The sequence below is a fragment of the Rhodococcus sp. MS16 genome, assembly GCF_013277795.1.
Lineage (GTDB): Bacteria > Actinomycetota > Actinomycetes > Mycobacteriales > Mycobacteriaceae > Rhodococcus_F > Rhodococcus_F globerula.
In genome coordinates this window covers 1-17517 of sequence record NZ_VBTM01000026.1, presented here as the reverse complement: position 1 = coordinate 17517, position 17517 = coordinate 1, and the positions used below count along the sequence as shown (strand labels likewise).

The following is a 17517-nucleotide window of genomic DNA, read 5'->3' as shown; positions in this document are numbered from 1 at the left end:
CGACACTGTGAGTTGAGCAATAGCCGGATGAAACCTTCCCGCAAGTTCCCGGTTCGTGGCAATCTGGGTGCACAAGTCTGCACGGCGCGGGCGCACTGAGAGCGGAGGGGTCAATCAATGCTGAAACTCCTCGGAGCCAAGCCGGTCGGGGGCCGCGATCTCGACGACGTTCGTCGTGTCCTCGACGCCGACCCCATTGCGTCGTGCATGATCGCTTCACGCGTCGAGGAATGCGGCGTTGATCCTCGCATGATCCACGGCGAACTGTGGAGCCGCGGCGGCCCGTCGTCGTCGTTGTGTTTTGCCGGCGCCAATCTTGTGCCTCTTCGCGGAGACATCGACAGCATCCGCGCGTTCGCGGATCGGGCGTGCCGGATTCCGCGAATGTGTTCGTCGGTGGTCGGCCGGGCCGAATTGGCCTTGCCGCTGTGGGAGATGCTCGAGTTGGATTGGGGGAGCGCGCGGGAGGTGCGGGCCGAACAACCTTTGCTCGCGGTGTCCGAACCCCTTTCATGTTTGTCCGATCCGTTGGTCCGGCAGGTCCGGCCCGACGAACTCGACATCTATCTACCCGCTGCCGTCGCCATGTTCATCGAAGAAGTGGGCATCGATCCCCGGACGAACGACGGCGGACGTGGATACCGTCATCGTGTCGCGAGCTTGATCGCATCGGGCCGAGCGTGGGCAAGAATCGACGACGGCCAGGTTGTCTTCAAGGCCGAGGTGGGTTCGGTGTCGTCACGGTGCGGTCAGATCCAAGGGGTGTGGGTCAATCCCGAATTCCGTGGTCGTGGATACGGAGTGACGGGGACGGCCGCAGTCGCCGAATCGATCATGGCAACCGGCAGGGTCGCGAGTCTGTACGTCAACAGCTTCAACACGGTGGCACGGTCCACGTACGCGCGGGTCGGGTTCCGGCAGGTCGCAACATTTGCGACCGTTCTCCTCGATTGAGTCGTGCCTCCGCTGCGTCGAGTTTGTGTCGACTTAGTATGGGGTCCGATGAACACTCGGACTTTCACGCGTAGCCGCTCCGCCCAAATCCTGGCGTCCTGCACTGCTGTTTTGCTGGCGGTGGGGGTTAGCTCATGCACTCCGAAGCCGGCGGGGCCGGAACCTGTGGCTCAGCAGTTCTTGAGTGCGTTTGCAGACCGGGATATCGAGGAAGCAGCGGGGTTGACGGATCGACCTGACGCGGCCGGGGCTGTGCTGAACGATACGTGGGACGAGTTGCAGGCCGAGTCGATGACGGCGGAGACCACCAAGGTCAAGATCGACGGCGATACCGCGACGGTTGGCTACACCTACGTCTGGCACCTCCCGAAGGAGCGTGTCTGGACGTACGACGGTGAAATGCAGATGGGCCGCAAGGACGGAGGCTGGTCCGTCCGTTGGAGTTCCACCGACGTCCACCCGAAACTCGGTGACAAGCAGACCATGTCGTTGCGGTCGAAACCGGCGCCCCGGGCTCGCGTCAACGAGCATTCGGGAACCGATGTTCTGGTTCCGGGAATCGTGTACCGGGTCAAGTTCGATCGCTCGAAGAGTTCCGACGTCGTCGGTGCGGCAAACGCCTTGGCCGCGACCTTGGCTCAGTTCGATTCCACGCTGTCGGGCCAGTCGATCGCAGAGTCGTCGACGGCTGTGAAGGGTGACTACCTGGTCACTCGTTTGCGTAGCGACGACTACGAGCGGGTAGCGGCGCAGTTGGCCGGGATTTCCGGGGTGAGCGTCTCCGATGAATCGGATCTGGTGTCCACCGATCCGGAGTTTGCACCGGACTTGCTGGGGCAGATCAAGAAGACGATCATCGACGAGGTGGACGGCAAGGCCGGGTGGAGTGTCGTCACGGTCAACCAGAACGGCGTCGATACCGATATCTTGACGGAGACTGCGCCGCAACCGGTTCCGTCGTTCACTATCAGTCTCGACCGCAATATTCAGATCGCCGCGCAACGTGCCGTCAATGTGAATGCGGATCAGGCGATGATGGTGGTGATCGAGGCTTCCACCGGCGCGATCCTGGCGGTAGCCCAGAACAAGGCGGCGGACCGCGACGGTCCGGTCGCGACGACGGGCCTGTACCCGCCCGGTTCCACGTTCAAGATCGTGACTGCGGGTGCCGCAATTTCCGGTGGGCAAGCGACACCGGAGACGATGGTACCGTGCCCCGGTCGCATCGAGATCGGTCAGCGAAGTGTCCCGAACTACAACGAGTTCTCACTCGGGACGGTACCGATGGCAACGGCGTTCGCCCGTTCGTGCAACACAAGTTTCGCGAAACTGGCCAGTGAGATGGAACCCGATGCATTGACCACTGCGGCAGCGCAGTTCGGTATCGGCCCCGATTACAACATCGTGGGATTGCCGACCGATTCCGGCTCGGTCCCGCCCGCGCCGGATCTGGTGCAGCGCACCGAGGACGGCTTCGGGCAGGGTTTGGTGGTCGTGAGTCCGTTCGGTATGGCATTGGCTGCAGCGACGGTGGCCCACGGGTCCACTCCGGTGCCGCAACTGATTTCGGGTCGGGAAACTGTCATCGACGGTGACCGCACGCCCATCAGTCCGGAGATGGTCGACGGTTTGCGCGGCATGATGCGCTTGGTGGTTACCAGTGGTACGGCTGAGCGCGTCGAGGATCAGGGTGAGGTGTACGGCAAGACCGGTGAGGCCGAGGTCGACGGCGGCTCGCATGCATGGTTCGTCGGGTATCGGGGTGACTTGGCTTTTGCGACTTTGGTTGTGCGCGGCGGAAGTTCGGACAATGCCGTCGGCGTAACGCGGGACATGTTCGCAGCTCTCCCGGAAGGTTACTGACTTTCAGCGTTCTGCGAGATGCTCCGGGTCGATCTCGGGGCCGCCTCGCCCGGATCGCTTGTTCACGGCGTAGGTGACGAGCCAGAGAACTGCTCCGATCCCGAGGAGAATCCCGGCGATCTGATATTGCACGACGGGACGGTCGGCGATAGGTGTGACCAGTAGGCCTGAGGTGATGGCGCCGAGGATCGGAAAGATTGTCGGAACCCGGAAGTGCTTGTGTTCCACGGGATGTCTGCGGAGCACCAGAACTGCGATGTTGACGATGGTGAAGACGCACAGCAGCAGTAGTGCGGTGGTTCCGCCCAGTTCCGGAACCTCGCCGACAAAGGTGATCAACCCGAATGCGACAAGCGTCGTGAAGATGATGGCGACATAGGGTGTGCGCCTGGTGCGGTGGACTTTGCCGAACGCCGACGGAAGTATGCCTTCGCGACTGATTCCGTACAGGAGTCGCGATGCCATCAGCATGTTGATCAGTGCCGTGTTTGCCACGGCGAACATCGTGATGAACGCGAAGATACCAATGGGGAATCCGGGTGCCCCGGCCTGGACCACTTTGAGGAGTGGGGTGTCACCTTCGCCGAGCTCGCTCGGGCTTACCAAGGCAATTGCGGTGATGGAGACCAATATATAGATGATTCCGGTGATCACCAGCCCGGTGAGGAGAACCTTCGGGAAGATCCGGGTCGGTTCCTTGCATTCTTCGGCCATGTTCACCGAGTCCTCGAAACCGACCATCGCAAAGAACGCGAGCGCGGTGCCGGCGATAACCGCGGAGAGGGTGCTGCGATCGCCGGTGTCGAATGTGGTGACTCGCGCGAAATCGCCGTCGCCGACGCCGAGTGCCCACAGACCGATCATGATGATGATCAACAGTCCGGACAATTCGATGCAGGTCAGCACTACGTTTGTCTTGACGCTTTCGCTGACACCGCGGAAGTTGACGATCGCCACTACCGCCATGAAGGCGATACCCAACAGCGTGATACCTATTCCGGTGGTGAAGTCGAGGTCGAATGCCTCGACAAAATTGGCTGCGAATGCCCGCGATGCGGTGGACGCGGATGTGATCCCGGAGCACATGACGGCAAAGGCAACCATGTACGTCAGGAAGTGGATGCCGAATGCTTTGTGTGTATACAGTGCTGCGCCTGCGGCTTTGGGATACTTGGTCACCAGTTCGAGGTAGCTGAACGCGGTGATCATCGCGATCACGAACGCGACGAGGAACGGTACCCAGACTGCGCCGCCTACTTGATTGGCGACCTTCCCGGTGAGTGCGTAGATACCAGTGCCCAGGATGTCTCCGACGATGAACAGGAGAAGCAGGCCGGGGCCCATGACGCGTTTGAGGCTCGGTTGTTCCGAGGATTGCCTGTTGTCCATGGTTTCCGACATCAGCGTCACCCTTCGTTGCGAGCGCTCTCGGCCATCCAGCCGTACATGCTCCTGGGCTGCGCCCAGTTTTACGGCAGTATGCCCAATCGTCGTGCCGTCACTACTGCTTCGTGGCGCGAGCTTGCGTCGAGCTTGCCCATTGCGCTTCTCAGGTAGCTCTTGACGGTTTCCGCGCTGACTGAGAGACGCTGTGCTGCTTCGATGTTGGTACATCCAAGGGCGACCTGTGAGAGGACGTCGATTTCGCGTGGCGTCAGGGTCACGGCCGAGGCCATGTCGCGGTCAGCGGGGCTAAGGATCGATGCGAGACGTTGCGAGAGTCCGCGGAGTTTGATCTGCAGATCGGTATCCGTGACGCTGTTTGCGACACTGCGCAGTTCGGCGTGCACGTCGCGGATCTCTTCGGTGGACATGCCGTCGCTGCTTGCGGCGGACGCGGCTTGCAGGAGCTGGAGGCGGCGGTCGACTTCGTCGCGGATCGCGAATTCCATCCCCAGTCGACGGGAGGCGGACACCATGACGTCGCCGGCGCGGTCGCCGAGTGGGGCGCTCTCACGGATTGCGGCATACAGCACAGCCCGAGATTTGCCGGCAACCATGACCGGAACGGCAATGATGGAGTGCAATCCCTCGCTCAGCACCGGTCGATCGAAGTGATGAGTGATGGATTGGGAGTTGCCGTAGTCGTGAACCAGGATCGGTGCTCGCTGCGCGACGGCGCGGCCACCCATGCCGGAGCGCGGCGGGATGGCGAGGCCCTTGAGGTTGTTGGTGCGCGTGCCGACAAATTCGGTGAGGTGCAGGGTCTCGTCCTGTACTTCACCGCCGAACAGCACGGGAACAACGCCCTGAGCGGCGATCGAACGGAGTTCGCTCCGCATGGCGTCCCCGTCTCGGGGGCGTAGAAGTGACGATGAACTTCGGGTCACGCCGCACCCCTTTCCGGGGGTAGTGAAGTTTCCTTGTGAGCTTGATCATAAGTGGTGGACACTGCGTATGACGAGTCGGTGATCAAACCCGCCGACCCACAATACGACCATGAAAAAGGAGCATGTTGATGAGCACCGATCCCACGGCGCGGGTGCGTGAGCTTTTGGATCAGTACGACACCCCCGAGGCCAGCGCCGCAGAACTGCTCTGCGACCGGCACCCCGCGGACGGCGTTGCCTTCACCGTTGTCGAGGCAGACCTTAGCTCAGTGGACCTCACGTACGGGTACCTACGTGAGCAGTCCGCCCGGTTTGCCGCGGCACTGTCGGACCTCGGAGTCGAACCGGGTGACCACGTCGCGACGCTCATGGGCAAGTCCGCCGATCTGGTGGTCGCGCTGCTCGGTATCTGGCGCCGCGGCGCAGTTCACGTGCCGTTGTTCACCGCGTTTGCCGCTCCGGCAATTGCGTTCCGCTTGACTGCCAGCGGCGCGAAGGTCGTCATTTCCGACGCGAATCAGCTGGAGAAGTTGGCACCGGGTGAAGACATTCCCGCCGACGCCCCGTGGCGGATCATCGTTGCGGGTGGCGCTGTCGGCGACGAGTTGGACTTCGGCACCCTGGTCGCGGCGCAGGACGCCGAGGATCCGAAGGGCGCTGCTCAGGCTGTCGGCGGCAACGGCCCGATGGTGCAGTTGTTCACGAGTGGCACCACGGGAACGCCCAAGGGCGTGCCGGTTCCGGTGCGTGCGCTGGCGTCGTTCCACGCGTATCAGGAGTTCGGTCTCGACGTCCGCGGCGACGACGTGTTCTGGAACGCCGCTGATCCGGGCTGGGCGTACGGCCTGTACTACGCGTTGCTCGGACCGTTGGCCGCAGGCACTCGAAGCCTGCTACTGCACGCCGGTTTCTCCGCGCCGTTGACGTGGCAGATCATCGAGAAGTTCGGTGTCACCAATTTTGCCGCAGCACCGACGGTGTACCGCAGCCTGCGTGCTGACAAGACACCTGTCCCCGCCGGTATCTCCCTACGGCGCGCGTCGTCCGCAGGTGAGCCGCTGACGCCGGATGTTGTTGCGTGGTCCAAGGATTCGCTGGGCGTCGAGGTTCGGGATCACTACGGGCAGACCGAGCACGGCATGTTCATCGTCAACGCGTGGGCCGACGGTCTGCGTGAGGACGTACGCCCCGGTTCGATGGGTCTGCCATTGCCGGGCTGGTCCACCGCTGTGCTGGAAGACAATTCCGACGACATTGCTCCGGCCGGGACACCGGGCCGGGTGGCGATCGATACCCACAACAGTCCACTCATGTGGTTCACCGGGTACGTCGACGCACCGGAGAAGACGAAGCAGCGCTTCACCGAAGACGGACGCTGGTACATCACCGGCGACGCGGGCATGACGGACGAGGAGGGTTTCTACTTCTTCTCCTCGCGTGACGACGACGTCATCATCATGGCGGGCTACCGCATCGGCCCCTTCGACGTGGAAAGCGTGCTGGTCATGCACGAGCACGTCATCGAGGCTGCGGTTGTGGGTATGCCGGACGAGTTGCGCGGAGAAGTTCTCGAGGCGTTTGTCGTTCTGCGCGAAGGCGTCGATGGTGACGACGATTTGGAGAAGGAACTGCAGACCCTGGTGAAGAAGAAGTTTGCCGCTCACGCCTACCCGCGTACGGTGCACTTCGTTCCGAGCCTGCCCAAGACTCCGAGTGGCAAGGTCCAGCGGTACATCTTACGTAAGGGGTAATCCCACTGTGCGCCTTTGTTAACCGCGGGCGGTTGACAAAGGCGCACAGCAGGTTTTCAGAGTCCGAGTTGATCAGCAGTTTGTTCGGCCAGGGCAGGGCCGAGCGTCATTCCGCGCCCGCCGGGACCGGCAACCACCCAGATGTTGTCGGCAGCTTGCGCGCGGTGAACCAGCTGTCTGGGATCGAGGCATTGGCTGTACACGCCGGCCCAACGCTTGACGATCGGTGGAAGATCGCGTCCGAGAAGGGTTTCCACGACGCCGGACAGGTGACGATATGGCTCCTCGTCCACGTCGAAGTTGAAGGGCTCCTCGTACTCGTGGGTGTCGCCGATCGTGAGCCCGCCGTGCAGGCGCTGGACGCACAGGAGTTGCATGCGGTGCTGTTCGGCAGTCGGCTCTTGAGGCTGGACTTTGTGGAGGGTATCCAGTGCGGGTCCCGCAAAGCCGGGGTAGTACCGGAAGCTGTCACCGTCGGCGATTGCGGTGGTGAGCTTTTCGCCGAGCGGCGCTGTCTGCATCATCTGCAGGCGCACTCGGCGAAGGGGAAGGTCTCCGGCCAGGTCGCGGGCCAACCCGCCCAATGTGGCTCCGGGGCAGACGATTACCAGGTCTGCGTCGTAGCTGCGTCCGTGGTCGTCGCGAATGTGAACGCCGGATTCGGTGGTGGTGATCTCGCGGGCTTCCGTGCCGGCGTGGAATGTGTATCTTCCGGTGGCGCCGAGGTAGCCGCGGATTGCCGGGAGCGCTTGGCGCGATTCAACGGCTGCGTCGAGAGTGCAGTGCAAGCCGCCGAGGAACTTGCCTTGGAGTGCGGGGTTGATGACGCGAACTGCGTCGGCGTCGAGAAGCGAAAAGCCGCGGTTCTCGGCGTCTTCTCGCCCAAACGCTTCCTCGGCTACCGCAACTTCCTCCTCCGTGCGCATCAGGGTGATGGAGCCGGCCGCGCGGTATCCGATTCCCGGGACGCGAACGGCTAGATCGGCCCATAGTTCTCGCGATCGGAGAGTGGCCTCGAGTTCGTGAGGCGCTCGCCCGGATACCCAGACCAATCCGAAGTTTCGTACCGTTGCACCACGGGCTTCGGGTTCACGTTCGAGATGGATGACGTCGTGTCCGCGGCGGATGGCCTCGTCGGCGTGCGTCGTTCCGAGTATCCCGCCACCGACAATCAAAATTTGCATGAAGCGATCATGACCTTTGGTCTAGACCAGCAAGGATCATCGAAACGAACAACAGGTTAACGATTGGTATAGACCAGTCACGGGGCGTCCATCGGTATGTCGGCAAGAAGTGCGGTACCGCTGCCGGCTCGAGAAATGATTTCCAACTGGCCGCCGAGGGCCTCGACGCGATCCCTGATTCCGGTCAGTCCGGACCCTTTGGCGGGGTCGGCACCTCCGGACCCGTCGTCGCGGACCGAGAGTTCGAGGTGGGTGCCGGTTGTTCTGGCCTGCAGGTGCACCCCCGACGCGCGGGCATGTTTAGCTGCGTTTGTCAGGGCTTCCGCTGCGACGTAGTACGCCGCTACTTCCGTGGATTCCGGCACTCGCGGGTCGAGGTGCAGATCCAGATCGACGGGAATCGCGGAGCGGCGGGCAAGGGCTTTCAGTGCTGGGCCGAGACCTCCCTTGGACCGGATTGCAGGATAGATTCCGCGTGAGATTTCTCGGAGATCGGCGGAGACATCGTTGAGTCCTGCCACGATGTCGGAGATCTGTTCCTTGAGCGCGGCCGGTTCGGTATCCGCCGACGCTTCAGCGGACCGGAGCGCGAGTCCAAGCGAGACGAGGCGCTGTTGTGCACCGTCGTGCAGATCGCGTTCGAGTCTGTGCCGTGCGTCGTCGGCGGCGGCGACGATCCGGGCGCGCGACGCGGTCAGTTGTGTGTGGGCTTGAGCGTTGGCGATTGCGGTTGCCAACAGATCAGTGAAGTCGCCGACGCGTGCTTCGGTGTCTGGCGGCAGGGGATCGGGGCCGGTTGACCCGACCACCGCCGCGCCCCACAGGTTGCCGTCGACGACGATCGGCACGCCGACCTCCGAGTTCTGCGCCGAGTCGATCCGAGCGCAGTGGCCGGAACGGAAGACTCGTGCCGCAATACTTTCGCCGTCGACGGGGTGGGGTGCGCCCCGCGCAGACCCACCGACCGGTTCTGTGTTGGAGGCCACCAACATGGACATACCGTCAGGACTGAAGCAATACAAACCGGTCGATCGATTGCCCAGTATTCGGGTCAATTCCGCTGCGACGGAAGCGCATACGTCCGACGGGGAAGTGCCGTGCGCAATCAGGGTCGCAACGCGTCGGAGTGCGGCCTGTTGCTCTACGAGAGCCCTGAGCTCCGCATGGCTCGCTTCGATCATCTGTTGGGCCACGCGGCGCTCCGTCACGTCGCGGCCGGCCGCATAGAGCGAATCGCGCGCCGGGACGGTGTTCCATTCGATCCATCGCGCGGAGCCGTCTTGGCAGACGAGTCGGGATTCGAATTGTGCAACTGGAAGACCTCGGGCCAGATCGTCGAGAGCCTCGATGGTTCGTGCTCTGTCGGCAGGATGGACAAGATCCAGGAAGGGTCGCTTCAACATTTCCTGTGACGTGTACCCGAGTGCCTTCTCGAACGCCGGGTTCACTCGCTTGCAGAAACCGTCGATGCCGCCGATGCAGAGCAGATCGGACGAAAGATCGAAGAACTTCTCGAGATCGTCGACGCCGACCGCGGATGCGTGATCGCTCGATTTGCGATCACGAGTCGAGCGCAGCAACTCCGTCAGGCGGCCCAACAATCCGACCGTCTCACCCGGGGCGATTCTCGTCCGAAAAATATCCATGAGTAACCCGTTGCGACAAAAATTGCCGCGGCCATACCGCCCAGCGCTGACGAGGCATCGGTTTCCTGCTTCAGTCTACGGCGACGGCAGGTGACTAAGCCATCGCGCGTGCGCTTGGAGACTCGAGCAGTCAGCATGCTTGGAGGTAGGTGACAACAGCGAGTACTCGGCGGTGGTTTTCACCGGTCTCGGTGAGTTCCAGTTTGGTGAGAATGCTGCGGACGTGTTTCTCGACGGTGCCCGGCGTGACACACAGCCTGTGGGCGATACCCACGTTCGAACGTCCTTCAGCCATCAATGCCAGCACTTCTCGTTCGCGCGTGCTGAGGGCGGCAAGTGGGTCGTTGCGTCGGCGAGCCGTCACCAACTCCCGAACCAAGGCAGGGTCGATAACTGCCGCGCCCTTGGCGATTCGCTGGAGGGTCTCGACAAAATCGTCCACGTCGGTGATGCGGCTCTTGAGCAGGTAGCCAATCCCTTGACCGCTTGCGAGCAACTCCATTGCCTGCTCGACGTCGGCGTGCGCCGACAGGACCAGAATGCCGGTTTCCGGGAGTTCGTCGCGGATCACCTTGGCCGCGTCGAGTCCTTCGGTCGTATGAGTCGGTGGCATTCGGATGTCGACCACCACAAGATCCGGCGACATTTCCCGGACCGAATCCAGCAATTGCTCCGCATCGCCGGCCTGACCCACAACGTCGACGCCCGAGCGGGTCAGCAGGCTTGCGAGACCTTCGCGGAGTAGGACGTCGTCCTCGGCCAGCACCACCCGGACTGCGCTGCGGCCGTTGCTGTCTCTATCTCGATGTGGTGCAACGAAACTGAAATCTGTCATCGTCGACTCCGAGACTCCCGGTCCATGACTGGGTGTTCACCCAAACGTCGCCGGGCCGATCAACTTCGAGCCTACCGAGTTGCGGTCTGCAGGTATACGCGAGGACAGCGATGTTGCTCCGGGGCGACTCGGTGATGGCATTGAAGGTAGCGGGAATGGCGGCAGTGGGGGCAGTCGGTAGCGCAGATGGGCGTCAGCGGTGACGACATCGGTACGTGTGCCGACGATTCTGGGAGTCAGAAGTAATTTCGGGAGGCAACATGACCACATTGCAAGGAGCACCTGTGCCGTCAGCGCACTACCGACAGGCGTGACGGTCGTGGTCGGAAGATTGGTCTCTCGTGATCGCGACGTTCTTCCTCAGGAGGCACAGTTTCGTTATCGACAAGCGGAGCCTCGCCAGTGATAAGGATTGCGACAATGACGAATCGAATGGCGTATCAACGGATTGTAGGTACCAGATCGCACATAGAATTCCTCAATATCTTGGACGAGGAAGAATTCGATAGTCCGGATCGGACTATGGGAATTCTTCGAAACTGGGCACGCCGGTATCTCACTGAGCCACACCAGGATTTGGGGCGAGCAGGTCCGGTGTGCCCATTTACCGGTCCATCGCTGGAACGACGCCTTTTCTGGGCAGGAATCGTCCAAGGTGACAACATAGATTTTTCCTTGATGACAAAGATCGCGCAGGACATGGCCGACATATTTCCGGAGCTGAGTCCCAGTGACGGGAAAGATGCAATATTCAAGGCGATTCTGGCGATATTTCCGGATCTGACTGATTTCTCGATCATTGATGCGGTTCAGTCGTATGGAAAGTCCACTTTCATCAACAAAGGCCTGATGCTGGGACAGTTCTATCCAGGGTGTACCAGGCCCGGTTTATGGAACGACGACTTCAAACCACTGGATGCACCGCTTCCGATGCTGGCGGTGAGGCACATGGTCAGCACGGACTACCCGTTCCTGACCGAACGTTCCGAATGGATGGCTGCGTATTTGAAGCGGTTTGCGCCAACTGTTCCGCCGCCTGCCCGCGCCTACATCGTCTCGAAACTGGAGTCTTAGCACGACGCGCTGGAGTTCGAACAATGGGCAGGAGTGCACCGTGAATGAATTGCACGATCAAGTTGCTGCGGCGGTCGAAGAATTCAAATTCCCGGTCATTGTTCATGACCACTCCACTTTCGATCTTCCAGTTTTATCGCCGAAAGATGTTTCGAGGACACTCGGGATTCCGCTGGGTCGGATCACGAAATCGATCCTGTTGCAACAAAAGTCCGGAACCCGTCTTGTCCTTGCGGTGTGCCCGATCGATCGGCGGATCGACATGGCGTCGATTTCCCGTCATCTGGGGTTGGGTCGGCTGGAAGTGGCGGGTGAGGACAGCGTCTCGAAGAAATGTGGATATCAACGTCTCGGAGTGTCACCGCTCGGATTGCCGCGCGACATTGTGGTTGTCATCGACACATCTCTGATGGCCCACTCCACTGTCGTGGTTGGCGGCGGGAACGTCGGCGTCGAGGTCGAGCTGAGTCCGTGGGATCTTGCCGAAGCGTGCGATGGACAGAATGTGGAGATAACTGATGGATGAGATTCGACTCAGTAGCAACGACGCCCGCGTTCCCGAATCGAACGCGGATCCCGAACTTACTCCCGCCGATCCACCCTCAGATCCGTTTCCGCTGTCGTCTGCTCAATACGGTGTGTGGCTTGCGCAGCAACTCGTTCCGGAACTGCCGCACTGCATCGCCGAATACGTCGAGTTCCACGGAGAACTTGATCTTGCGCTGTTCCGCTCGGTGGCGGTAACCGCTGGACGAGAGGTCCAGTGGGCGTTCCTCCGACTGATCGAGGTCGATGGCGAGCCCCGCCAAATGCTTGATCCCAGTCAGGACAAGGAACTGGGATTTGTCGACTTTCGTGGTGAGCACGATCCGGTAGCGGCAGCACAAGCCTGGATGCGCGACGAATACACAACGCCGACGGATCCCATGCGTGAGCGTTTGATCGCGTCCTCGCTGCTGCAAGTCGGCGATGCTCACTACCTCTGGTACGGCCGGGCTCACCATGTAGCGCTCGACGCCTATGCCGCGGTGACGATGGTCAATCGCATGGGCGTGATCTACACAGCTGCTGTGGAGGGGCGTGAACCGCCGCCCAACCCGACAGTAGACCTGCGCACCTTGTACGAACTCGACTGCGCTTACCGTGCTTCAAGCCGCTTCGAGTCCGATCGCGCCTACTGGACCGAGCGACTGGGGGGCATGACTGAAGGCTCGAGTCTCGCCGAGCGGTATGCGATTCCGGTCGCCACCGACACGCTGGTGGCGTCGTCGTTGGAGGAGAATACTGTTGCGCGTCTGATGGATTCGGAAAGACACGCGAGCGGAACGTCGGCGGCCACCATCATTGCCGGGTTTGCCTGCTACCTCTCCCGGATGACGGGGCACACCGATGTCTGCGTGCAGATCCCCGTTTCCGGCCGGACAACCGCTGTGCTCCGCCGATCAGGCGGAATGCTCGTCAACATCGTTCCACTGCGGATTGATATCCGCCCCGGCGACACTGTTGGCGAACTGGTCGATCGTGTCCGACTCGAGTTGACCGGTGCACTGCGCCATCAGCGCGGCAATCTCGAAGAGATCGCCCGTGGCTTGAGTGCCGGTGCGCGGCGTTCCATGGCCACCGGGCCGATCGTCAACGTGATGCTGTTCCGTCAAGAGATCAACTTCGGATCGGTGTGCGGTGAGTTCCACGTGCTGACGTCAGGTCCGATCGACGATCTGCTGGTGAATATCTATCAAAGTGGCACTCCAGTAAGAACATTCGTCGAGTTCCGGGGAAATCCGGGTCGCTATACGGAAGGCGAGTTGCAATGCCATCATCGCGGCTGCGTCGCAGTTGTCGAGGAGTTCGCCGCGGCAGGCCCGGCGACACCGATTTCCACAATCCATGCTGCTAGCGCGGTGGTGGGCAAGCGCCGGATGGAAACAGTGCAGCACCTGGACTATTGGCGGCGCAGCCTGGCAGGTCTCCCGGCGCGGTTGGACCTGCCGACGGATCGGCGTCGCTCGACCGACAGGTCCCCGCTGTTGGAATCGCGCCAGGTCGAACTGGGTGCCGAGTTGCATCGCCAGCTTGAATCCATTGCCCGCGAGCGCGGTTCGACAGTATTTGCGGTGATGCACGCAGGTCTGGCTGTACTGCTGGCTCGCCTGGCTGCCGCCGCCGACATCTCGGTGGGAGCGCCGGTTCGCAGGCGGAATGAGGCAGCTGACCCAGTCGTCGACGCGGTTGTCCTGCGGACTCGAGTCGATCCGGACATCTCCTTTGCCGACCTGATAGATCAGGTAAACCGATGCGAGCGTGATGCATTCGCTCATGCCCAGGTACCAGCGGAACGGGTCGCGGAGGCTGTAGGTTCGACTCTCTTCCACGTAATGCTGGGCGTCCGTGGCTGTGAGCCGACCACGGCGGCGGATGTGGCTCTCACCGCGCCCGACGGATGGCGTTCATCCTGGAACTGCGACCTGAATATCACAGTAGCCGAGAGGTTTACCGATACCGGTCGACGTTCGGGCGTACAGGTGGATCTCGGGTTTGCCACCGACGTGTACGACCCGGAAACAATCGATATTCTCGCCGAGCGTCTGGTGCGTGTGCTCGAGTGTGGCGTCGCGAATCCTGAGGTTCGGATCTACGAGATGGATCTGCTTTTGCCGTCGGAGCATGAATACCTGACACCGGTACGGGGTGGGGCCGCACTGCCACCACGGAGTTTGCCGCTGCTTTTTGCAGAGGCTGTCGCTGCCGATCCGACCGCGATTGCTCTTGTGGGCGGCGATTGCACACTGACGTACGAAGAGCTGGATCGCCGATCGAATCGCCTGGCCCACTATCTGATCGGCCATGAGATAGGACCCGAGTCGGTGGTGGCTATCGGACTGCCGCGGTCGATCGATTCGGTGATGGCGCTATTGGCCGTCACGAAGAGCGGTGCGGCGTTTGTTCCGGTGGATCCGGGATACCCGTCGGCGCGACTCGAACACATGCTCGTCGATTCCGGGGCGGTACTCGGTGTGGCGAACACCAGCTATGCCCGAAAACTGCCTCAGACGGTTCCGTGGCTGGTGCTCGACGACCAGGACACCGCTACCGAGATCGTGGGTTCCTCCGCTGCGCCGGTGACCGACGGGGAACGGACAGCGACTCTCGACATCGACCACCCGGCATACGTGATCTACACATCCGGGTCGACCGGGATTCCGAAAGGGGTGGTGGTGCCGCACCGAGGGTTGCTCGACCTGATGACGGAGCAGTGCACACGATTCGAGACGGGGCCGCACGCGCGAATATTGCACTGTGCATCTCCGAGTTTCGACGCGTCGGTGTTCGAATTGATGTGGGCCTTGGGGTCGGGAGCCCGATTGGTGATCACGCCGCCAACCACATACGGCGGTGACGAACTCACGGCGCTGCTCGATCGCGAGAAGATCACACATGCCGTCCTCACACCTTCCGCGCTGGCATCACTGGACCCGCGGGGGCGAACCTCGCTGCAGTGCCTTGTTGTTGCCGGGGAGGCATGTTCGCCGGAATTGGCGGGTCGGTGGTCAGCCGGCCGGTTGATGTTCGACGCCTACGGCCCGACCGAGTCGACGGTCATGGCAAATGTCGGGGCGATCGAGTCGGGTAGTGAGCTACTGACACTGGGAGGTCCGATCCGCGGTCTCGCCGAAGTAGTCCTCGACGATCGACTGCGACCGGTGCCGGTCGGAGTGGTCGGGGAGTTATATCTGGGCGGCGTCGGCTTGGCGCGCGGCTATCGGAACCAGACGGGAACAACAGCGTCGAGGTTTGTTGCCGATCCGTTCGGGCCTCCGGGGCGCCGTATGTATCGCACCGGGGACATGGTGCGATGGCGCCACGATCAGGAGGGACGTCTGACAATCGAGTACTTGGGCCGCAACGATTTTCAAGTGAAAATCCGCGGTTTCCGGATAGAACTCGGCGAGATCGATGCGGCATTGACCGAACATCCGAGCGTGGCATTTGCGGTTACACTCGGACACACCGAACCCACTGGAAACACCGAACCCACTGCAAACACCAGCTTGGCATCGTATGTGCTTCCCACCGGTGACAACAACGTCGACCCGGCTGAATTACGAACCCATGTCCGGGGATTGCTGCCCGACTACATGGTGCCGGCAACAATCACCGTGCTCGACGCTATCCCTCTGACCCCGGTCGGCAAGCTCGATCGCGGTGCCCTGCCAGAACCCGATGTCGGGGCATCAAGAACCGAGTTCCGGCAGCCTCGAACCCCCATCGAAGAGACCATCGCCGGTGTGTTCGGCGAGGTGCTGGGCATCGAGCACCTCGGCGCCGATGCACACTTCTTCGACCTCGGCGGCAATTCTTTGAGCGCGACCAAAGCTGTGGCGCGGATCAATTCAGCGCTCAACGAGGGAGTGGGCGTGCGGGACCTGTTCGACGAACCTACCGTGACGGCGCTCGCAGGCTGGATCGAGCGCACCGACGGACGGACGTCCGCGGGGCCCGCTTTGACGGCAGGTGTGCGACCCGAGAGAGTTCCGGTGTCCCTTGCCCAGCATCGTATGTGGCTGGTCAATCAATTGGACACATCGTCGCCCGCGTACAACATTCCCATCGCGCTCCGCCTGACCGGAGAACTGGATACCGACGCCTTCCGAGCGGCGCTGACAGACGTCGTCGAGCGTCATGACACCCTTCGCACGGTGTACCCCGGATCGTCGGACGGTCCGCACCAGGTGGTTGTTCCGACAGGGCAAGTGCTTCGGGATTTCAGTCCGGTCGACGTGGCAGGTGAGAGCGAATTGCTCGGGCGCATCGAGCGGCTTGCGTCGTCCGGATTTGATGTCACCGACGAAGTTCCAGTACGGATAGCGTTGTTCAGGGTTGGCCCAGAGCAGCACGTATTGGTGATTGTGGTGCACCACATCGCTGCCGACGGTTCGTCGATGCCGCCGCTGGCCCGCGATGTGATGACCGCGTACACTGCGCGGGCGAACCGGCGAATCCCGGATTGGGCGGCGCTTGCGGTGACCTATGCCGATTACACCTTGTGGCAGCGCCGCCTGCTCGGCGTCGAATCCGATCCGGGTTCACTTGCCGGCGAGGAGCTCACGTACTGGCAACAGGCGCTGTCCGGGTTACCGGCCGTCCTGCCGTTGCCGACGGATCGAGCCCGCCCGACGTGGCGGCAGATGCGAGGAAGCGCAGTGCACTTCGAGATCGGTGCGCAGTTGCATCGCGCGCTGCAACTGCTTGCGCGCAAGCATGATTCGACGATATTCATGACCATGCATGCGGCGCTGGCCATCCTGCTCAGCCGGTTGAGTGGGAGCGGCGACATTGTGGTGGGTACTCCGGTAGCCGGGCGTGGTGAGGCTGCACTCGACGATATGGTGGGCATGTTCGTCAACACAGTGGTGTTGCGGACGGCAGTAACATCCGGGTCGTCGTTCGGGGAGGTGCTGGCGACGGTTCGAGAGAGCGATCTGGGGGCGTTCGCACACGCCCAGACCCCGTTCGAGCAAGTGGTCGAGGCAATCGATCCGGTCCGCTCGACCGCACACTCACCGTTGTTTCAAGTGATGCTCGAGTTCAGGAATGCCGCGTTACCGGAACTGGCGCTCCCGGAATTGACCGTCGAACTTCTCGACGTGGACGTCGAGGTCGCCCGGTACGACCTGCACTTGAGTCTCGCCGAGGACTTCGATCCCGGCGACGGTTCTCCCGCCGGGATGTCTGCGTCCTTCGGTTTTGCCGTCGACATTCTCGACCGGGATACCGTGCAGGGCTTTGCGGATCGATTTGTACGCATCCTCGAGGACATCGTGACTGCGCCGTCAACCCGAGTGGGGGATATCAGTCTCCTCTCGCCGGCGGAATGTGGTG

Annotated in this window: 11 protein-coding genes; 6 read left to right on the top strand and 5 right to left on the bottom strand. The window is 61.8% G+C overall.

What is annotated here, in order from left to right; genetic code table 11:
• The first annotated feature begins 117 nt into the window (after positions 1-117).
• Positions 118-954 carry a GNAT family N-acetyltransferase gene (locus FEZ60_RS30840; RefSeq protein ID WP_033236513.1) on the top strand — a complete coding sequence of 279 codons (837 nt, stop codon included), beginning with the start codon at positions 118-120 and terminating at the stop codon, positions 952-954.
• Positions 955-1002: 48 nt separating this feature from the next.
• Positions 1003-2817 (top strand): penicillin-binding transpeptidase domain-containing protein, encoded by a 1815-nt coding sequence (locus FEZ60_RS30835; protein WP_172937829.1) that lies wholly within the window; start codon positions 1003-1005, stop codon positions 2815-2817.
• A 3-nt stretch (positions 2818-2820) separates the two neighbouring features.
• On the opposite strand, the gene FEZ60_RS30830 is transcribed toward FEZ60_RS30835, so the two are convergent.
• Together FEZ60_RS30830 and FEZ60_RS30825 are read right to left on the bottom strand one after the other, a co-directional pair.
• Entirely contained in the window at positions 2821-4218 is a 1398-nt protein-coding gene (locus FEZ60_RS30830; protein WP_045067932.1) for an APC family permease, read from the bottom strand.
• Positions 4219-4286: 68 nt separating this feature from the next.
• Complete coding sequence (locus FEZ60_RS30825; protein ID WP_045067230.1) at positions 4287-5099, bottom strand: LuxR C-terminal-related transcriptional regulator; 813 nt, start codon at positions 5097-5099, stop codon at positions 4287-4289.
• Between the two features lie 176 nt (positions 5100-5275).
• Here FEZ60_RS30825 and FEZ60_RS30820 point away from each other — a divergent pair, with 176 nt between their 5' ends.
• The gene (locus tag FEZ60_RS30820) at positions 5276-6898 is read left to right on the top strand and encodes an AMP-binding protein (RefSeq protein WP_095887786.1); all 1623 of its coding nucleotides are present in this window, start codon (positions 5276-5278) and stop codon (positions 6896-6898) included.
• A 56-nt stretch (positions 6899-6954) separates the two neighbouring features.
• On the opposite strand, the gene FEZ60_RS30815 is transcribed toward FEZ60_RS30820, so the two are convergent.
• The 3 genes from FEZ60_RS30815 to FEZ60_RS30805 form a co-directional block, all read right to left on the bottom strand.
• Positions 6955-8082, bottom strand: coding sequence for a TIGR03364 family FAD-dependent oxidoreductase (locus FEZ60_RS30815; protein ID WP_095885992.1), 1128 nt, complete (start codon positions 8080-8082; stop codon positions 6955-6957).
• 77 nt (positions 8083-8159) lie between these two features.
• Positions 8160-9728 (bottom strand): PAS domain-containing protein, encoded by a 1569-nt coding sequence (locus FEZ60_RS30810; RefSeq protein WP_095885993.1) that lies wholly within the window; start codon positions 9726-9728, stop codon positions 8160-8162.
• Between the two features lie 130 nt (positions 9729-9858).
• Complete coding sequence (locus FEZ60_RS30805; RefSeq protein ID WP_045067232.1) at positions 9859-10563, bottom strand: response regulator transcription factor; 705 nt, start codon at positions 10561-10563, stop codon at positions 9859-9861.
• Between the two features lie 420 nt (positions 10564-10983).
• Between FEZ60_RS30805 and FEZ60_RS30800 the strand changes: the two genes are divergently transcribed.
• The 3 genes from FEZ60_RS30800 to FEZ60_RS30790 form a co-directional block, all read left to right on the top strand.
• On the top strand, positions 10984-11637 hold the full coding sequence (locus FEZ60_RS30800) for a DUF6875 domain-containing protein (RefSeq protein ID WP_139053239.1): 654 nt from the start codon (positions 10984-10986) through the stop codon (positions 11635-11637).
• A 40-nt stretch (positions 11638-11677) separates the two neighbouring features.
• Complete coding sequence (locus FEZ60_RS30795) at positions 11678-12163, top strand: YbaK/EbsC family protein (protein ID WP_052683510.1); 486 nt, start codon at positions 11678-11680, stop codon at positions 12161-12163.
• Positions 12156-17517, top strand: a 5362-nt coding sequence (locus FEZ60_RS30790; protein WP_172937828.1) for a non-ribosomal peptide synthetase, incomplete at its 3' end; no start/stop codon positions are given. The genes FEZ60_RS30795 and FEZ60_RS30790, both read left to right, overlap by 8 nt.